General features: G+C 34.7%; 21 protein-coding genes and 2 pseudogenes. All 23 read right to left on the bottom strand.

Annotated elements, in window-relative coordinates:
• Window positions 1–3 precede the first annotated feature (3 nt).
• Window positions 4–789 (bottom strand): flagellar biosynthetic protein FliR, encoded by a 786-nt coding sequence (fliR, locus tag BMZ74_RS09940; protein WP_089862095.1) that lies wholly within the window; start codon window positions 787–789, stop codon window positions 4–6.
• A 6-nt stretch (window positions 790–795) separates the two neighbouring features.
• Window positions 796–1,068 carry a flagellar biosynthesis protein FliQ gene (gene fliQ / locus BMZ74_RS09935; RefSeq protein WP_089862111.1) on the bottom strand — a complete coding sequence of 91 codons (273 nt, stop codon included), beginning with the start codon at window positions 1,066–1,068 and terminating at the stop codon, window positions 796–798.
• Window positions 1,069–1,092: 24 nt separating this feature from the next.
• Window positions 1,093–1,857, bottom strand: a complete 765-nt coding sequence (fliP, locus tag BMZ74_RS09930; RefSeq protein WP_089862094.1) for a flagellar type III secretion system pore protein FliP — start codon at window positions 1,855–1,857, stop codon at window positions 1,093–1,095.
• Window positions 1,850–2,248, bottom strand: coding sequence for a FliO/MopB family protein (locus tag BMZ74_RS09925; protein ID WP_089862093.1), 399 nt, complete (start codon window positions 2,246–2,248; stop codon window positions 1,850–1,852). Before BMZ74_RS09925 ends, fliP begins: the two co-directional genes overlap by 8 nt.
• 12 nt (window positions 2,249–2,260) lie before the next feature.
• Window positions 2,261–3,502 carry a flagellar motor switch phosphatase FliY gene (gene fliY, locus BMZ74_RS09920; RefSeq protein ID WP_089862092.1) on the bottom strand — a complete coding sequence of 414 codons (1,242 nt, stop codon included), beginning with the start codon at window positions 3,500–3,502 and terminating at the stop codon, window positions 2,261–2,263.
• On the bottom strand, window positions 3,495–4,499 hold the full coding sequence (gene fliM / locus BMZ74_RS09915) for a flagellar motor switch protein FliM (RefSeq protein ID WP_089862091.1): 1,005 nt from the start codon (window positions 4,497–4,499) through the stop codon (window positions 3,495–3,497). The genes fliY and fliM overlap by 8 nt, the downstream gene beginning before the upstream one ends.
• Before the next feature lie 15 nt (window positions 4,500–4,514).
• Window positions 4,515–4,970, bottom strand: a complete 456-nt coding sequence (locus tag BMZ74_RS09910) for a flagellar basal body-associated FliL family protein (protein ID WP_089862090.1) — start codon at window positions 4,968–4,970, stop codon at window positions 4,515–4,517.
• Between the two features lie 2 nt (window positions 4,971–4,972).
• Window positions 4,973–5,806: a flagellar motor protein MotB gene (locus BMZ74_RS09905; RefSeq protein ID WP_089862089.1), complete on the bottom strand. Its 834-nt coding sequence runs from the start codon at window positions 5,804–5,806 to the stop codon at window positions 4,973–4,975.
• On the bottom strand, window positions 5,796–6,599 hold the full coding sequence (locus tag BMZ74_RS09900) for a motility protein A (RefSeq protein WP_089862088.1): 804 nt from the start codon (window positions 6,597–6,599) through the stop codon (window positions 5,796–5,798). Before BMZ74_RS09900 ends, BMZ74_RS09905 begins: the two co-directional genes overlap by 11 nt.
• Window positions 6,600–6,809, bottom strand: a complete 210-nt coding sequence (locus BMZ74_RS09895; RefSeq protein WP_089862087.1) for a flagellar FlbD family protein — start codon at window positions 6,807–6,809, stop codon at window positions 6,600–6,602. It abuts the gene before it with no gap.
• A 75-nt stretch (window positions 6,810–6,884) separates the two neighbouring features.
• Window positions 6,885–8,519 carry a flagellar hook protein FlgE gene (locus BMZ74_RS09890; protein ID WP_089862086.1) on the bottom strand — a complete coding sequence of 545 codons (1,635 nt, stop codon included), beginning with the start codon at window positions 8,517–8,519 and terminating at the stop codon, window positions 6,885–6,887.
• Window positions 8,520–8,610: 91 nt separating this feature from the next.
• Window positions 8,611–9,000 carry a TIGR02530 family flagellar biosynthesis protein gene (locus BMZ74_RS09885; protein ID WP_089862085.1) on the bottom strand — a complete coding sequence of 130 codons (390 nt, stop codon included), beginning with the start codon at window positions 8,998–9,000 and terminating at the stop codon, window positions 8,611–8,613.
• A 14-nt stretch (window positions 9,001–9,014) separates the two neighbouring features.
• Window positions 9,015–9,476: a flagellar hook capping FlgD N-terminal domain-containing protein gene (locus BMZ74_RS09880; protein WP_089862084.1), complete on the bottom strand. Its 462-nt coding sequence runs from the start codon at window positions 9,474–9,476 to the stop codon at window positions 9,015–9,017.
• Between the two features lie 18 nt (window positions 9,477–9,494).
• On the bottom strand, window positions 9,495–11,099 hold the full coding sequence (locus BMZ74_RS09875) for a flagellar hook-length control protein FliK (protein WP_089862083.1): 1,605 nt from the start codon (window positions 11,097–11,099) through the stop codon (window positions 9,495–9,497).
• A 36-nt stretch (window positions 11,100–11,135) separates the two neighbouring features.
• Entirely contained in the window at window positions 11,136–11,675 is a 540-nt protein-coding gene (locus BMZ74_RS09870) for a MotE family protein (RefSeq protein ID WP_089862082.1), read from the bottom strand.
• Window positions 11,672–12,112, bottom strand: a complete 441-nt coding sequence (locus BMZ74_RS09865; RefSeq protein WP_089862081.1) for a flagellar export protein FliJ — start codon at window positions 12,110–12,112, stop codon at window positions 11,672–11,674. The genes BMZ74_RS09870 and BMZ74_RS09865 overlap by 4 nt, the downstream gene beginning before the upstream one ends.
• 26 nt (window positions 12,113–12,138) lie before the next feature.
• On the bottom strand, window positions 12,139–13,446 hold the full coding sequence (gene fliI / locus BMZ74_RS09860; RefSeq protein WP_089862080.1) for a flagellar protein export ATPase FliI: 1,308 nt from the start codon (window positions 13,444–13,446) through the stop codon (window positions 12,139–12,141).
• Window positions 13,439–14,182, bottom strand: coding sequence for a FliH/SctL family protein (locus BMZ74_RS09855; RefSeq protein WP_089862079.1), 744 nt, complete (start codon window positions 14,180–14,182; stop codon window positions 13,439–13,441). The genes fliI and BMZ74_RS09855 overlap by 8 nt, the downstream gene beginning before the upstream one ends.
• Entirely contained in the window at window positions 14,175–15,179 is a 1,005-nt protein-coding gene (gene fliG, locus BMZ74_RS09850; RefSeq protein WP_089862078.1) for a flagellar motor switch protein FliG, read from the bottom strand. Before fliG ends, BMZ74_RS09855 begins: the two co-directional genes overlap by 8 nt.
• Window positions 15,180–15,200: 21 nt before the next feature.
• Window positions 15,201–16,742 (bottom strand): flagellar basal-body MS-ring/collar protein FliF, encoded by a 1,542-nt coding sequence (gene fliF / locus BMZ74_RS09845; RefSeq protein WP_089862077.1) that lies wholly within the window; start codon window positions 16,740–16,742, stop codon window positions 15,201–15,203.
• 49 nt (window positions 16,743–16,791) lie between these two features.
• Window positions 16,792–17,097 carry a flagellar hook-basal body complex protein FliE gene (fliE, locus tag BMZ74_RS09840; protein WP_089862076.1) on the bottom strand — a complete coding sequence of 102 codons (306 nt, stop codon included), beginning with the start codon at window positions 17,095–17,097 and terminating at the stop codon, window positions 16,792–16,794.
• Window positions 17,098–17,114: 17 nt separating this feature from the next.
• Window positions 17,115–17,249: pseudogene (locus tag BMZ74_RS09835) on the bottom strand (flagellar basal body rod protein FlgC); the annotation flags it as partial.
• A gap of 169 nt (window positions 17,250–17,418) precedes the next feature.
• A pseudogene (locus tag BMZ74_RS09830) lies at window positions 17,419–17,607 on the bottom strand (AAA family ATPase); the annotation flags it as partial.

Below are 17,607 nucleotides of genomic sequence, written 5' to 3'. Positions count from 1 at the left end.
TATTTATGGTGCCAACAACCTGAACATTTTCGGAACTTCACTTATGATATCCCGGATAACCTGGCTATAAAAATTATTCAAGATAGGTAGCAGAACAAACAATAAAATTAAGCCAGCCATGATTTTAACTGGTAAACCAATTACAAATAGATTCATCTGGGGCACTGATCTAGCCAGAAAAGCCAGAATAATATCAATCAGAAAAACAGCCCCTGCAATTGGTAAAGCAACCTGAATTGCCAGAGCAAACATATCTGCACTGCGACGAAAAAAATATTCCCAAATTTGATTCGAAAAAACAGCCTGAGCCGGTGGTATTATTTTAAATGAATCATAAAGGTGGCGAATTAAATATAAATGACCATTTAAAGACAGAAACAATAAAGTTACAAATATATTCTTCAGTTGACCAATAACAGGAGAATCTGCTCCACTAAAAGGATCGACAACATTAGCAATCCTAAAGCCCATCCGCATATCAATTATCTGACCACCCAGCTGAATAGCTGCAAAAACAATAAAAACTGTTAACCCCATAAATAATCCAATACTGGCTTCGCTAATTAAAGAAATAACTACCTGAAGATTGCTGGCCGGATAAATTGGTTGATAGAGATTATTAACTAATGGAAAAGTAATAATCGCCAGGGAAAGTGCAAGATAAATTTTAGCCTGATAAAAAATAACTCTACTATTAAAAATAGGTGTTAAAAGCATCATTCCAATATAGCGACTTAAAATTAGAAAAAACATAAAAATATGACCATAAACAAGGGCATCTCCAGACAAATGCTATCACCTTCCCAGATAAAGAGGTATGTTTTCCAGGAGCCTCTGCACAAATTCCACTAGAGTTGTCATAATCCAGGGTCCAAAAAAAGCTATTGCACCTAAAACAGCAAATATTTTTGGTACAAAGGCTAGTGTTTGCTCCTGAATTTGAGTTGTTGCCTGAAAAATAGCAACAAGCAGACCGGTAATTAAACCAGCTCCCAACACAGGTGAAATCACTAAAATAACTGTATATAAGGCCTGTCTACCAATATCTAGAACTACTGCTGGATCCATCATTTTTTCACTTCCTTTAACTTACTAATTAAAAGTTTGAACCAGAGAACCAATTAAAAGATGCCAGCCATCAGCTAGTACAAAAAGTAATATCTTAAAAGGGAGTGAAATAATAACAGGTGGTAACATCATCATTCCCATTGACATTAGAATACTTGCTACAATCATATCTATCATTAAAAATGGTATGTATAAGATAAAACCTATTTGAAAAGCAATCTTAATTTCATTAACTAAAAAAGCGGGAATTAAAACATAAGTTGGAATATCAGCCCTTGTCTCCGGTCGCTCTATCTCAGTTAAATTAGTAAATAAAGCTAATGATTCTTCATCAACTTGTTTAAACATAAAATCTCTGAGAGGAGTAATCGTATTTTGATAAGCAGTTTCAAGCGATATATCTTCTGCTAAATAAGGCTGTAAAGCATTTTGATTAATCCCCTGCCAGACAGGAGCCATAATAAAAATTGTTAAAAATATAGCAATCCCAATTAAAATTTGGTTGGGAGGCATATTATTTAAAGCAAGTGCTTTCTTTAAAATTGAAAAAACAATTATTATACGGGTAAAAGAAGTAAATAAAATTACAATCGCTGGAGCAAGAGAAAGTATCGTTAACAATAATAAGATTCGCAGTGACAAAACAAGATCATCACCTGGATTATCAGATTGTCCATCTCCCACTTGTAAAGAAATATTTGGCAGGCTAAAACCTTGTGCCATTACATTAGCCTGTAGTGAAAAAATGAAAATCAGCATTAATCCAAGACAGATAATTTTTTTAGACATTTTTATCACTGCTGTCATCCAATTGCTTATCATTAAATTCAGATTTTGAATTTTTCTTCTCTACACCTTTTTTTGCTAAAAATTTATTAAAAGTATTTTTAAAGTTTAAATTACTATTCTCCTTATCAGTAGTTAAATCAACTTCTGCCTGGGGCCAACTTTTTAAAAATGATACTTCTTCTTTTGTTCCGCCAAGCATTATTACTTCGTCAAATAACTTAACCAAATATATCATTTCACCATTTGCAAGACGCATACTATCGATAATTTCCATTTTTTTAGATGTATTAAGGGAAAATTTATTTTTCACTAAATAATAAATTGCCAGGATAAAGGCAATTATTAAGACCAGAAAAAAGGCAATTTTAAATGTTTCCCAGATATAATTCATTCTATCACCTATCTAAATTTTAGTTAAACGTTCAGCTGGACTAATAATATCTTTAACTCTAAAACCAAAGTTTTCATCAATTACAACTACTTCACCTTTTGCAACTAATTTTCCGTTAACTAGCAAATCCACGGGCTCACCAGCAAGTTTATCAAGTTCAATAATTGATCCATCTCCTAGATCAAGAATATCTCTAATTTTCATTACTGTTTTACCTAGCCTAACAGTAACTTCAAGTGGAACATCCTTAATTAATTCCATATTATTTGGTAAAGGCTGAGTTTGAGCTTGACTAAATTGAGGAAATTGTGCTTCCTGTACATTTACTGCAGATTCATTTTCAATATTTCTATTTTGAGAATGACGCGGTGCCTGTCTATTTGGCGCTGACTGGGCTGCTCCTTGAGCGGAATTGTTTGAACCAGCTGCTGGTTTTTCAAACTCTTCTTTAACTGAAGTATCAACTTCAGATTTGATTTCTGATTTTAATTGTTCTTCATCAATTGTATTATCAACCAGTCCAGTTCCTCCATGCAGCAATGAATTAGCCATTCCCTTAACAAATTTATAAGAAGATAACTGTTTAAAACTGCTGTCAATTAGAGTACCAACTTTCAGCTTAAAAGAAGTTACTACTATTTTTTCTTCAGGATTGAACCAGTCTCTACCTTCTTGAATTACATCATCTAGGTCAATAAACTCAGCAGTTGGAGGTGAAATATTTACCAATTCATCTAGAATATTTGACATAGCAGTTGAAGCTGCTCCCATCATCTGGTTCATTGCTTCTCCTACTGCACTAATTGAAATCTCATTTAGCATTTCCTGATCCATACCTTCTAGACCATCGCCCCCCATCATTAAATCAGCAATTACCGCTGCATCTTCTGTATCAATTACCAATAAACTTAGCCCTTCAATTCCTTCTACATATTCTACCTTAACCAATACACAAGGTTTATCATATTGTTCGATAACTTTCTGAAAAGACATCACTTCAACTTCTGGTGTAGTGATCTCTACTTTTTCATCAAGCAGGGTAGAAAGAGCTGTAGCGGAAGAACCCATTGCAATATTATTAACTTCTCCAATTACATCAATTTCCTCATCATTTAAGTCACCAGCATCAGGTGTTTTACCATTTTGAGCTGCTGACTCGTTATTAGTATCATTTTCAGCAGGTTCTTCACCTTCCTGATCAGTCATCAAAGCATCTATTTCATCCTGTGATAAAAAGTTGCCGTCATTAGTCATCGTCTTCACTCTCCTCTAACAAATTTTCCACTACACCTACTATTTGGATAGCTTTATGATTATTTTTATTACCAACTATTGCTTCATATTTACGGTGACTACCAATCTTAAGCTCAGCATTATCTTCTACTTTTTTATCAAGCCTGATCACATCACCAGATTGTAGATAAAGAAAATCTTCCACTGTAATTTCTGTACTACCCAGAACTGCATAAACTTCAACCAGAGCTTCGTTTAATCTTCTTTTTAAATTAGCAATATGCTCCGGAGTTTGTTTTTTTCTAGTACTAGAAAACCAATATTGAGCATTTAAATTGCTAACAACTGGTTCTAGCATTATATATGGCAAACAGATATTCATTAATCCCTCACTGCCACCTATCCGGGCAGATAATGTTATTATAATTGTCATATCACTATTAGGAACAATTTGAGTAAATTGAGGATTTGACTCAAGTTCTAGCAATTTTGGCTTTAAACTGGAAATATTCTCCCAGGCCTCACTGAAGCCATCTAAAAGCCAGTTCATTACTTTCCTAATAACTACCTGCTCTATATCAGTAAAAGAACGTATTTCATCGATTGGATTACCAAAACCCCCAAAAAGGCGATCAATAATTGCAAAACCAATTTCTGGATTAATTTCAAAAATAAATTGACCTTCAAGTGGTTCAAGACTATTAATTCCAATAATAGTTGGTTCTGGTAAAGAATTAATAAATTCAGAATAAGAAAGTTGTTCGATTGAAGCGACTTCAAAATTAACCATGCTTCTGAGTTTAGTCGATAATGTCGTAGTAAAAAGTCTTGATAAATTTTCATGAATCATCTGTAAAGTACGCATCTGCTCTTTAGAAAGTTTATCTGGTCGCCTAAAATCGTAGTCTTTAACTATTTTTTCTTCTGATTGTTCTTTTGCTTCCTCAACATCTAAACTACCATTACTAATTGCAGAGAGCAGAGAGTCTATTTCATTTTGGTTTAGTACATCAGCCATCTTTTTTTGTCCTCCCTACTGTACAACCAGTTCTGTAAACCAGACATTTGTTATTTCCCCTGAAATCAAAAGATCATTTATTTTTGTTTTAACAATCTCTTTAATTGTGTCAGCTCCAGGTTCTTCCAGGATTGATTCATTTTGTGCTCTTAAAGTTGAAATAATGCGATCTCTAATTTGAGAAGAACGTTTATCAAGTTCTTCAACTAGATCCTCATTTTCAATTTCAAAAACAATACTAGCTCTGACAAAGTTTATTCTACTGTTTTCAGTAATATTAACAGTAAAATCGCCTGCATTGTAAGTAGGCCGAATATCTTCAACCCTTTCTACCTTTTTTTCTTCTTGATCCTTATCCCCGGAAACTGAAAAATAAGTGAAAAAAGTAAAGCTGGCAACTCCTGTAATAACTATAACTAAAACTACTATTAAAGCCAGCATTTTATAGTTCATTTGTCCTTCTTCAGCCATTTTTAATTTCCTCCTTCCCCAGTATTAGCAGTTAACTGCTGCTGATTAGAATTGTTACTTTGTATTACTGTGTTTTCTGTTTCAATTTGATTATCATTATTATCGCTATTATTTACTGTATATTGAGAGTTTAGTACAACTATTTCAACTCTACGATTCTCTGCCCTTCCGGCAGCAGTAGAATTATCAGCAACAGGTCGGTATTCTGAATATCCAGCTGCAGAAAGTCGGGCGGGATTAAAATTCTTTTCTTCAATTAAAAATTTAATCACATTAACCGCTCTTGCTGTTGATAATTCCCAATTGGAAGGAAACTCATTAGTTCTGATTGGCAGATCATCTGTATGACCTTCAATCATAATATCATTCGGTATTTCGGTTAAAATATTAGAAATTCTGGTCAAAATCTCTTTTCCCTGATCTCTAATCTCAGCTCTACCCAATTGATAAAGTATTTCACCAGTTAAACTGATTACCAGACCTTTTCTTTTCTGTTCAACTTGCACTCGATCACTTAAATTATTAGCTTCTATATAATTATTTAATTCTTCCATAACCTGTCTAATATTTTCTGGAGCCTGAGCATAATCCTGCCCCAATGTACCAGCATCAATATTAGGATTAGGAGTAATAGTTTTACCAGCTTCTAAAACTCCCAGTTGATTTTTTAAGGCTGCAATAAAGCCCTCAAATTTTTCTACATCCATAACTGAAAATGAATAAAGTAAAACAAAGAAAACTAATAAAAGTGTCATCAAGTCACTAAAAGTGGTCATCCAGGCAGGAGAACCTCCGCCTTTATCGCCACCACCATTATTTTTTTGCTTACGAGGCATCTTCAGTCGCCTCCTCCGTTCCACCGGTTCTTGCTTCTACCTGCTGTTTTTCTCCCTCCGATAAGAAGGCATGTAATTTTTCTTTAACAATTCTAGGATTTTCGCCTGCTTGAATAGAAAGAATTCCTTCAATTATTACCTCTTTAACATGAATTTCATGATTGCTCTGTGTTTCTAAATTTTTAGTTAAAGGAATAAAAATCCAGTTAGCTAATAAAGCACCATAAAGAGTAGTAATTAAAGCAATAGCCATCCCTCCGCCAAGCTGATCCGGGTCGTCAAGCTGACTTAACATTTGAATTAGACCAATTAAAGTACCAATCATACCAAAAGCAGGTGCAAGTTCACCCATGGTGGAAAAAATTCCTCTTCCCTTGGTGTGCCTTTCTGTTAAAAAGGTCAGTTTAGTTTCTAAAATATTTCTCACTAATTCTGGATCAGTTCCATCAACAACAAGTTGAATCCCCTTTTTTAAAAACTCATCTTCCATCTGGTTGGCATCATCCTCTAAAGCAAGCAGACCTTCTCTTCTTGCTTTTTCAGCAAAATCAACCAGTGTTTCAATAACATGTTCTGACTCTACATTGTCATTTTGAAATGAGACCCTTAATAAATTGGGAATATTCTTTAGATCATCGAAAGTATAACTGATCATTACACCGGCCAGGGTTCCACCCAGAACTACCAGAGCAGATTGTATACTAACAAATATAATTACATTACCACCCAATAGGACAACTATGCCAAAAATTATTGCTCCTGCTATAAAACCTACAACAGTTGCTATATCCATTTACGATCTCTCCCCTGTTCTAGAAATTCCAGCCACTATTTTTCGCCGGTAAACTATTACTTTATTTATTATATCATCTGCTGAATCTTTAACAAGTAATTTCTTGCCATTAGTTAAGGTTATTACTGTATCAGGAGTTTCCTGGACCTCTTCAATTAAATCAGCATTAAGAACGAATTCCCGTTCGTCCATCCTGGTCAGTTTAATCATCATACACTTCCTTTATTAATTACCAGGCTAAACTATAGCTATAGCTCAGCCTGGTATTTACATTTCTAAGTCAAATTATCTCTTTAAGTTAACAAGTTCCTGCAGCATCTCATCTGAAGTAGTAATTAATTTTGAATTAGCCTGAAAACCACGTTGAGCTGTAATCATATTAGTAAATTCTTGAGCCAGATTAGCATTTGACATCTCTAACTTAGAAGGAGCAAGCGTACCAAATCCACCAGTTGAAGAAGCTCCTAATTCTGGATCACCGGAGTTACTGGAGGTCTGGAAAACTCCCTCTTTTCTAGTTAAACCAGCCGGGTTCTGAAATTTAGCTAAAGCTATTTTAGCCAGGACCTTAGTTAATCCATTATCATAAGAACCAACTATATCACCATTTTCAGTGAAAGAAAATGATTCTAAACTTCCATTAGCATAACCATTAACATTATCAAAGTTAGCTGTCATTGAACCAGCAAATTGAGTTAAATTACTAAAGTCAAGTTCGATTGTCTGAGCCACATCTGGACCAGCAGGCGTAAATGATAGATCAACTGTCTGACCAGAAGAAATATTACCATTTTTATCAAAAGTAATTACATGGTCTCCTCCCAGAGTTGGGGCTGGTGTTGCCACTACACCATCAACAGAAATTTCACTATCACTAATTGTCCACTCATTGTTAGCCGTTTTTTCCAGAGGCACAACTACTGTATGCTTGCCTCCCTGACTGTCATAAACATCAACCGCTATATTCCGCAGAGCATCTTGTTCATAAGTCATGTTAACAGTATGAGTACCAGAAGCAACAGAACTATCATCAATTAGATACTCATCATTTAAGTTGTCACCGATACTAGCTACATCTAAATTAACTGCACCTGATCCCTTAACATCAACAGAAATACCACTAGCACCTGTGATTGATGTTCCTGTAGTAAGATCTCCTTTGGTCATTTCAACTAAATTACCATCATTGTCAAGCCTAATTTGACCTGTTAACTCATCTGTGCCACTATTAATAACTGTTGAGCTATCATCAGCTGTTAGAGTATAATCCCAGACATTATGCATTCCTTCAACTGGAGTTAAACTAAATTCCAGATTATCAGAATCAGTTCCATTATCAAGTTCAAGGCTCTGTTCCAGAATAGAAAATGCATTGGTTGCATCAGCATCTAGATTTTTAGCATAACTTACTTGATCAGTTGCAGTAGCATTAATTTGCTGCTGTAAAACTATATCCTGAACATTCTGGGCATTAAAATCACTGTATTCACCGTTTTGATCAGCCAGCCATCCCTGCACTAATAAACCAGTACTAGTCGAATAAAGATTGCCATTGCGATCAAAATCAAAGTTACCGGCCCTGGTATAAACTGTATTATTACCATTTCTCAGTACAAAAAATCCATCACCCTGAATAGCTGCATCAGAAGTCTTCTCAGTAGACTGCAAGTTACCAGAACTCATATCGGTATCAATACTACCAAGACTTACTCCCAGACCAACCTGTTGCGGATTTGTACCTGCCCGGTTATCCTGAGGAGCAGATGCTCCCTTAATTGTTTGACTTAACATTTCCTTAAATGTAACTCGACTGCTCTTAAATCCAACTGTATTAACATTGGAAATATTATTTCCAGTTACATCCATCATCTGCTGGTGAGCATTTAAACCAGAAACACCAGCGTACATCGATCTTAACATATAAAGTTTCCTCCTTCAGTTTTTTAATCGGAGTCCCGCTGTTATCGACAGCAGCACAGAGCCTCCTGAAAAAGGTCCAGCTCATTCCGATTTATTTCATAAAAACAGCACTATCAATGTTAGTAAAAACATTATCTTCCATGTTTTCCTCATCTACTGCTGTAATCACAGTATTATTTTCCACACTTACTATATAAGCAACATTATTAACCATTACCAGCGAATCACGAGCTCCTTTTTTTCTAGCTTTTTCTATACCATGCTGTAGTTTATTAATCTCTGCTGTAGAAAGTGCAATTGAGCGAGAATTAATTCTATTTTGAGCATGCTTCGAAAAAGAAATTTTAGGCTGACCTTTAATTTTACTGGTCAGAATATCCTTAAAAGAGGAATCAGAACTCTTTTTTTCGGTAACAGTCTTATTTTTTTGCTGCTGGGGAAGAGGGCGGATGGGTTGATTTATCTTTAATCTATTATCCATTAACTAACACCTCTTTAACTATTACTTTCTTCAGCTAGGTCTTCAGGCGGAACTTCAGTTACCTGATTAATATTTTTCAGTTCAATTTCGGAACCATTTTTGAGCACAGCCAAAATTACATCATCAGAATTAGATTTAATTCCTGTTACTGTTCCACTAATATCAATGCCATTAATATTAGCTGTAATTTTTTTACCAATTAAATTACTATTGTCAATTACACGATTAGTACTTAGCTTATCTTCAAGTAGAGAATACATTTTTTCTGTTTTTTCTAAATTTGTAAACTGGGCCATCTGGGAAATAAACTCTCGATCCTCCATTGGATTGAGTGGATCCTGATTTTGCAGCTGGGTAATTAATAATTTAAAAAAAGCATCCTGTCCCAACGCATTATTATCTCCTGTAGTAGCAGTAGTTGTCTGTTGAGCTGCCTGTACTGCCTGATTTGTGTTCACAGCACTACTATAGGGCATAAACTTACACCTCCTTGTTTAAGCCAGTAAATTAACTGCCTCATTACTAAAAGCAAGCCGATTAATTATTTCCTGCTGCTGCATTAATAGATTATCAGCAGAATCATCTAAGCCAGCTCCAACCTGTTGAATATAATACTGTCCCTGAAAAATATGCCGCTGTTCATATTCCTGATTACTACCAGTTTCTGAATCTGAAAAAGCTGCATCTTGACCCTCGAAAGCAAATTGATCCTGTTTCTCTATCTGTTGTGGTCCAGGTTTAGCTGTTTCAATTTTAAACTGTTGAATATTAATTCCCTGTTTTGCTAAATCAGCTTTCAAGTCATGCAGAGAATTTTCTAATTGAGAGCGAACTAGCTGACTCTCAACTAACATTTTTCCCGTTAATTCGTTATTATCATAACTTAAAGCAATGTCAATTTTACCAAGTGAAGCCGGTTTTAATTGAATCTGAATTTCATTTTTATCAGGAGAATATTGACCGTTAAACTGCTCAACAATTTGAGATTTGAGCTGTAGATTATCCGGTTGTTTAAGTTCAGATTTTAAATCAGTTAAAACAGCATTACCACTCTGAGATTTAGAATCTGAAAAATTGAAAATCAATTCACTATTTCTAGCTGCTAAATCATTCAGAGAACTTTTAGCATCTTGTTTGTTATTTGCAGTCATTTGTTCACTGCTAATATTTTGCAAAAGATCTCTATTTGTCAGCAGTTCTGTTAAATTATTTTTCTGATCTGAACTTGGTGATTGAGCTGCAGCTTTAGAATCAACTAAATCCTTGAGCTGAGCAAGTATTGCTGAACTAGCTTCAGCTGTTGATTCAACTTCCTGCTGCTGACCACTAAATAATGAATTATTTAGTTCAGCTGCTAAATTAGCTGCTTTTTCCAATTGAGGACCTAAATAATCAGTAGCTTGCTTAGCAGAAAAATTAGTTTTTAGTTGAGCAAGCAGTGATTCAATCTGCTCTAAAGGTTTATTCGACTGCAAAAGAGCGTTTAAATCCTGCTCAGTAAAAAATGGCTGCTGGCTATCACTTTCATTTAGAGCAAGCACAATTTCTTTTAGCTTAGATTCTAAGTTGCTTTTAGCTGCCGCTGATAAATTATTGTTAGCTAAAGCAGAATTTAATTTTTCTAATTCAATTAACAATTCATTCTCAGCAGTTTTTGGTTCAACATTTTCAGAATTTAACCCAGTTGTAAAAACTGGTAAAGCTTCCTGAGCTAGCTCTTTATTAGCAAATAAAGCAGCTTTTATATCCTGTAATTTTAAATTACCATTCTGCAAGCTTAATAATAATTTACCAACTAAATTTCTTTGTTCAGAACTTAGATTACCAGACTGTAATAAAGCTAGTAGTTCAGCTGGAGCTTCCTTTTCATCTTTTTGCGATATTTTTGATAGTTTTTTTAGAAATTGTTGCTCATCAAGCTTATTACTACTCGATTTATTTTTAAACTGTGTTTTTGTAGAAACTGATTTATTTTGTAATTCTTGCAAAACAGACTGAAAAGAAGAATTAGCTTTATCTTCAGGCAAGAAATTTTTGCTTTTTGATTTAACATAATTACTCTTCATCTGAAAAATATTAACTTTCGACATTGTCTCCATTTTTTCACCTCCTTTCTCATAATTTTACTACCTAATTTATTCTAAACCCAGGCGGCTGATATAATCTGCAGCCTGATCCTGAGGCATAGCCTGTAAAATAGCTGCTGCTTCTTTTTCTTTTAGTCTTCTTAAAACTTCAACTGCATAATCAGGGTCAAGCTCCTGGATTACCGCAGCAGCTGAATTTGCTTCCATCTGACGGTATATATTAGCTACCTGTGTCAACTTATCTTCTCTACTCTCTTGATTATCAGTTAAATTATCATAATCATTTTGAAGCCTAGCAATTTGGTCATCTTTACTTTGCAGCTCTTCCTGCAGAGTAGTAATTTCTGTTTGTAGTGATGCAATTTCTTGCTCTTTAGCCGCTACTTGCTCATTTAGGGCTTGAACTTGGTTTTGCAAAGCTGTTAATTCTGATTGAGTAGTTAAATAATTTTTTAAGATAGGTATTCGATTAACAATCTGAACAGCTGTTGCTTTAATATCAATAATTCCAAGCGCATTAAATGACCAGCTCAGCATAGCAAATAAAAGCAAGAATATTATTAAAAAAAACAAAATCTTTTTTATCAAATTGATCTACCACCCATACTATAATGTCTGCCTAGTTCATCAAGTTCTTTCTGCTCAGCTTTTAAGAATTCTTTGATGAATTCTTCTACTTCTCGTTCTTTTAATTTTTCAAGAGTTTTACGTTCTTTTTTCTTTTCCATTAATATTTCTAATTGCTGAGCCAATTCTGTAGATTTTTCTTCTTTTCTGGCAATTAACTGCTCTTTATTTAATCTTAATCTCTGCAAATATTTCCGCAAAGTTATAATTGAACTAAGTTTAGTATCTTTTTGACGCAGTTCCAGAAAAACATTTTCTTTTTTAGTTTCAATTTCTTCTATATTACTTTTGATATCATTTAACTCTTTTTGCAAAAGCAAATACTTATCCTCTTCTTGTTCTTCTTCCCGGAGCCGTAAATTTAATATCTTTTCAAATTTGAAATTATATCCTTTCATAAATAGACCATTCCTTTAAATAAAAATTAAGCTTCAGCAATTTGTATTAACTCAGCTACTGTTTCTTGATAACTTACTTTTTCTTTTGTACTTTGAGTTAAGAAATTGTTTATTTGATCTATCTTTGCAATAGCCTTATCAACTTCAGGATTTGAGCCTTTTTCATAAGCTCCAATATTAATTAAGTCTTCAGACTGTTTATAAGTAGCAATTAATCGCTGCAACTTAGCAGCTGCCTGAGCATGTTCCTCACTAACTATATCATCCATTATCCGGCTAACACTGCTCAAAACATCTACAGCTGGATAATGACTGGCTTCAGCTAATTCTCTTGAAAGAGAAATATGACCATCTAAAATACCTCTTACAGTATCAGAAACTGGTTCATTAAAGTCATCTCCTTCGACTAAAACTGTGTAAAGCGCAGTAATTGAACCACGATCATTAGTACCTGTTCTCTCTAAGAGCTTTGGTAATTCAGCAAATACAGAAGGGGGATATCCTCTTGTTGCAGGTGGCTCGCCAATTGCTAATCCTACTTCTCTTAAGGCCATAGCTACCCTGGTTACCGAATCCATCATCAGCAAAACATCTTCACCCTGATCGCGAAAGAACTCAGCAATTGCTGTTGCAATATTTGCAGCCTTAACTCTTAATAAAGCCGGCTGGTCAGAAGTAGCAACAACTACTATAGAACGAGCAAGTCCTTCTTGCCCAAGATCTTTTTCAATAAAGTCGCGAACTTCACGTCCCCGCTCTCCTACCAGTGCAATTACATTAATGTCAGCGTTAGTATTACGAGCAGCCATACCAAGCAAGGTTGATTTACCTACTCCACTACCAGCAAAAATGCCAAGCCGCTGGCCTTTGCCACAGGTTAAAAAACCATCAATACATCTGACTCCTAATGAAAGAGGATCTTTAATTCTCTCCCGTGTCAGTGGATCAGGTGGTTTGCGATTAACCTCAACTTCACTTAAACCAGTTAAATTATTAGCATTAATTACATCCCCACTACCGTCTACAATCTTACCTAAAAGTTCAGAACCTACTTTAACTTTTAATTTTTGATCAGTAGCAACAACTCTAGCACCTGGCTTAATACCTTCCATTTCACCAATAGGCATCATCAAAACTTTGTTATCATCAAAGCCAACTACTTCAGCTTTAATATCACCCTTTTCGGTTTTGATATAACATAGTTCTCCAATCGAAGCTTGTGGACCAATCGATTCAATAACCAGACCAATAACCCGATTAATATGGCCAAAATTTCTTGTCATATTAATTTCATTAAGTTTTGATTCTAATTTGCCCATATCGAAATTAAGCATTACTTTCTACCTCTTTCAATAATTCCTTTTTAATTAAATCAAGCTTATGAGCCAGGCTGCCTTCTTTCCCACCAAGATTGCTTTCAATTACACAATCTCCTTTTTTTAAGTCAGAATCAGCCGTAAATTCAAGGTTTTTTTGATCAATTTTTTGATAAAAATCATCTTTTTCGAGATAGGGTAATAGTTGTGGATTAATTCTAACTACAATATTAGATTGATTATTTTCCAATTGATTAAGCATTTTAGAAATAATATTATTAATAATTTCAGGTTCATCTTCCAATTTGACATCAATTACTATACTAGCAATTTTGACAGCCAGATCAACTATGTTTTTTTTGACTATTAATTTTTCTTTTTCAACCTCTGCTTTGAACTCAGCTGTGGTCTGCAGAAAATCTTCTCTAACTGAATTTATTTCTTCTTCCAGTTTTTGAGCAGCTTCTGCCTCAGCCTTTGTCTGCAATTGCTGCAGCAGTTCTGCCTGTTCTGCTTCTAATTTTTCTTTTTCAGTTTCTGCTTCTGAAATAATTGCGGCAGCCTTAGCTTCTGCCTCTTTTATTAACTGCTCTGATTGTATCTCTGCTTCTTTAATAATTTTTTTCTTATTTTTAGTTAGATCATTTTGCTCAACTGCAGCAGCTTCCTGTTTTGATTTATTTTTTTTAGTTGATTGTCTGGCTTCTATTTTATATTTACCTGTAATCTGGGAAGCTTTGATTACTCTAGACAATTACTTCACTCTCCCCACCTCTGGCAATAATAATTTCTCCACTTTCTTCCAGCTGGCGAATAACATTAACAATTCTCTGCTGAGCATCTTCTACTTCACGAATTCTAACTGGACCCATAAACTCAATATCTTCCTGCAGCATTTCAGCAGCTCGACTCGACATATTCCCAGTAATTAACTGTTCAACTTCTTCACTAGCAGTTTTTAAAGCTAAAGCAAGATCATGGGTTTCAACCTGACGTAAAACAAGCTGAACTGCCCGATCTGAAAGTAGAATAATATCTTCGAAAACAAACATCCTTTTCTTAATCTCTTCTACTAATTCTGGATCATCTTCTTCCAGTTTATCCAGTATATTCTTCTCAGTTCCCCGATCAACCTGATTTAATACATCAACAATTGCCTGAACTCCACCAGCACTGGCATATTCATTGGCAGCAACTGAAGATAGTTTTTTCTCAAGTACTGATTCCACTTCTTTAATAATTTCAGGTGAAGTACGGTCCATAACTGCTATTCTTTTAGCAACCTCACTTTGAACTTCTGGAGCTAATGATGATAAAACTTGAGATGCCTGTGATGGATTAACATAAGCCAGGATCAATGCAATTGTCTGGGGATGTTCTCCCTGAATAAAATTTAATAATTGACCTGGATCTGATTTGCGAATTGAGTCGAAGGGTCGCACCTGTAAAGTTGCAGTTAAGCGATTAATTATATTTCTAGTTTTTTCTTTGCCAAACGACTTTTCCAGAATTTTTTTGGCATAGCTAATTCCACCAGAATTAATGTAATCATTTGCTTTTTGCAGCTGCAAAAATTCTTCCTGAACCTGTTTTTTTAACTCAGGCTCAATTTTATTTTGATTGGCAATTTCTAAAGTTAGTTTTTCAACTTCTTCATCATCTAGATGCTTAAAAATATCAGAAGAAACATCTGGACCAAGTGAAATTAACAAAATTGCCGCTTTTTCTTTTCCTGTTAATTCTTCTTTCATATCCTAAAACCCCTTCAAAATTTATTCATCACCAAGCCAGCTGCGGATTAATTTAGCAGCATTTTCTGGATCAGAATGAATCATATTTTCCAATTCTGTTTTAACCTGTGCCTGCATTTTTTGTTCTTGATTAGGTTCAAATAATTCTAATTCTTCTTGATCTTCTTCAACAGTAAAATCAATATTTTCTTCTGCAGCTGGAGCAGGTTTCTTACGATATAAATAGATAATAAGAGCAGAGGTTAATAAAAGAACTAAAATAATTAAACCAGCATATATATACATCCGTCTTCTTGCAGCATCTGCCTGAGCCTGCATAGCAGCCTGAGCGGCTTCTTCAAGTGAGCGATCAAAATTAACTGCAGTTACATTTAGCACATCTCCTCGGGTAGCATCAAATCCAATAGCAGCCCCCACTGCATCTCTAATTTGGTTAACTACTTCTTCCTCAGTATCCTGTGCTACCATGACTGAAACAGATAATCTTCTTACACTTCCGGGTGCATAAACTTGTTTTTCAATTCTCTCATTTATTTCATAATTGGTAATTCTGTGTTCTTTTTGGTATGTAGTATTGTTTTCTTCACCTGGAGCCTGGTATTGCGGAATATTGGTGTCTGTACCTGGAGCTCCTTCAGCTCCTGGTCCATCTTGCTGTACTTCAGTACTTACTTCTTGACTACGAACTATTCCACTCTCATCAGTAACAGGTGTATATGTTTTATTTTCTGCCTGCCGTTGATCAAAATTTAGTTCAGCATTAACTTGAACTGCAAAATTATTGGGTCCTAGAACTTTTAACAATAAGGAATTAAGATCATTTTCAAGTGAGTTTTCAAATTGTTTTTGCAAAGCAAAGTTTTTTGGATCAGTCCAATTATCATTATCAGCTGATTTATCACCTGATAACAAATTCCCGGCAGTATCAACAATTGTTACATCTTCTAATGGTAAATCCTGAACTCCGCTGGCAACTAAATTCTGGACAGCTTTAACTTGCTGCAAATTCATTTTAAAACCTGGTTTCAGTTTAACCATCACAGAAGCTGTTGCAGATTTTTCTTCGGCCAGGAAAAGGCTTTCTTCTGGTGGAGTTATTTGTACTCTGGCAAACTCAATTCCAGAAATTGACTGAATAGAGCGGCTAAGTTCTCCTCCCAGAGCACGGTAATAATTAACCTTCCTTTCAAATTCAGTTGTTCCAAATTCACTATTATCAAATATTTCAAAACCGACTACTCCCTGGTCAGGCAGTCCTGCTGAAGCCATATCAAGACGCAGGCGATAAATCTGATCTTTCGGAACTAAAATTGTATTGCCTTCACCAGCTAATTGGTAATCAATGTTGTTTTCTTCTAATCGATCAACAATTGCAGCTGTATCGTCAGTAGACAAATTAGTGAATAGCGGCTGATAATTTGTAGAAGTTCCCCTGAAAATTAGATAGCCGAAAGCTCCAGCCATTAAAATTGTAATAACTATTATCAGAATTTGAATATTTTTATTTAGTTTTTGCCATGTTTCTTGTAATTGTTCCCGATATTTTATGAAAAAATCGGCCATCTTTATACCTCTTTCATAATAACTATTTTAATTTACTTATATTTTTATACTATACCTGTAAACGCATTATTTCATTATAAGCATCAATAACTTTATTCTGGACAGCAGTTGTTAAATTAACTGCAATTTTGGCTTTTTCAGCAGCGATCATTACATCATGAATATTATCTGTTTCTCCAGCAGCAAAACTAGCAGTCATCGCTTCTGAATTTTTTTGCAGATTATTTACTTCCCCTAATTTTTCTTTTAAAAAATCAGCAAAAGGTTTTTCCACTGGTTGAGAGTTTGATTGAGTTTGATCTTCTAAGTCAAATTTAGCAAATTGAGTCTGCAACTGGATTGGATCTATTTCCATTTCTAATTCACCTCCTCTTAACTGCTAATATTAAGTGCACTACTTGCCATACTCTTATAATTAGAAATAGCCTGAATATTAGCTTCATAAGCCCGACTGGCATCAATCATATTTACCATTTCAGTCATCACACTAACATTTGGCAGTTGTACTGTCATCTTGCAATTTAATCCAGTAAAATTTATCAGTTTAAATCAGTATAAAATAGCTAAAAATACAGCTTGATTTTCACATTAAATTAGTAAAAGTAAAATAGTTTAGCAAATTAAATCAGCCAGGGACTTAAAAAAAGCCCCTGTAATCTGATAAATATTTTTCACTTTAAAAAGTGTCTTTTTCACAGGCTTTGAAGACAATTTCCTGGTTTATCTGCTCTGCTTTAAGCTGAAAGCCTAAAAGCAGTGAATCAACTGCAATATTGTTAATTAATCTGGGCAGTCCTCTCGATCTTAAGGTAATTGCCTCCAGAGCCTGAGGTGTAAAAACTGGATGGTTTGCTCCAGCTAGTTT

The sequence above is a fragment of the Halanaerobium salsuginis genome, from assembly GCF_900114545.1.
In the GTDB taxonomy this organism is placed as follows: Bacteria; Bacillota; Halanaerobiia; order Halanaerobiales; family Halanaerobiaceae; genus Halanaerobium; species Halanaerobium salsuginis.
The sequence above is the reverse complement of the archived record's forward strand: the minus strand, read 5'-3'. Positions and strand labels throughout refer to the sequence as shown.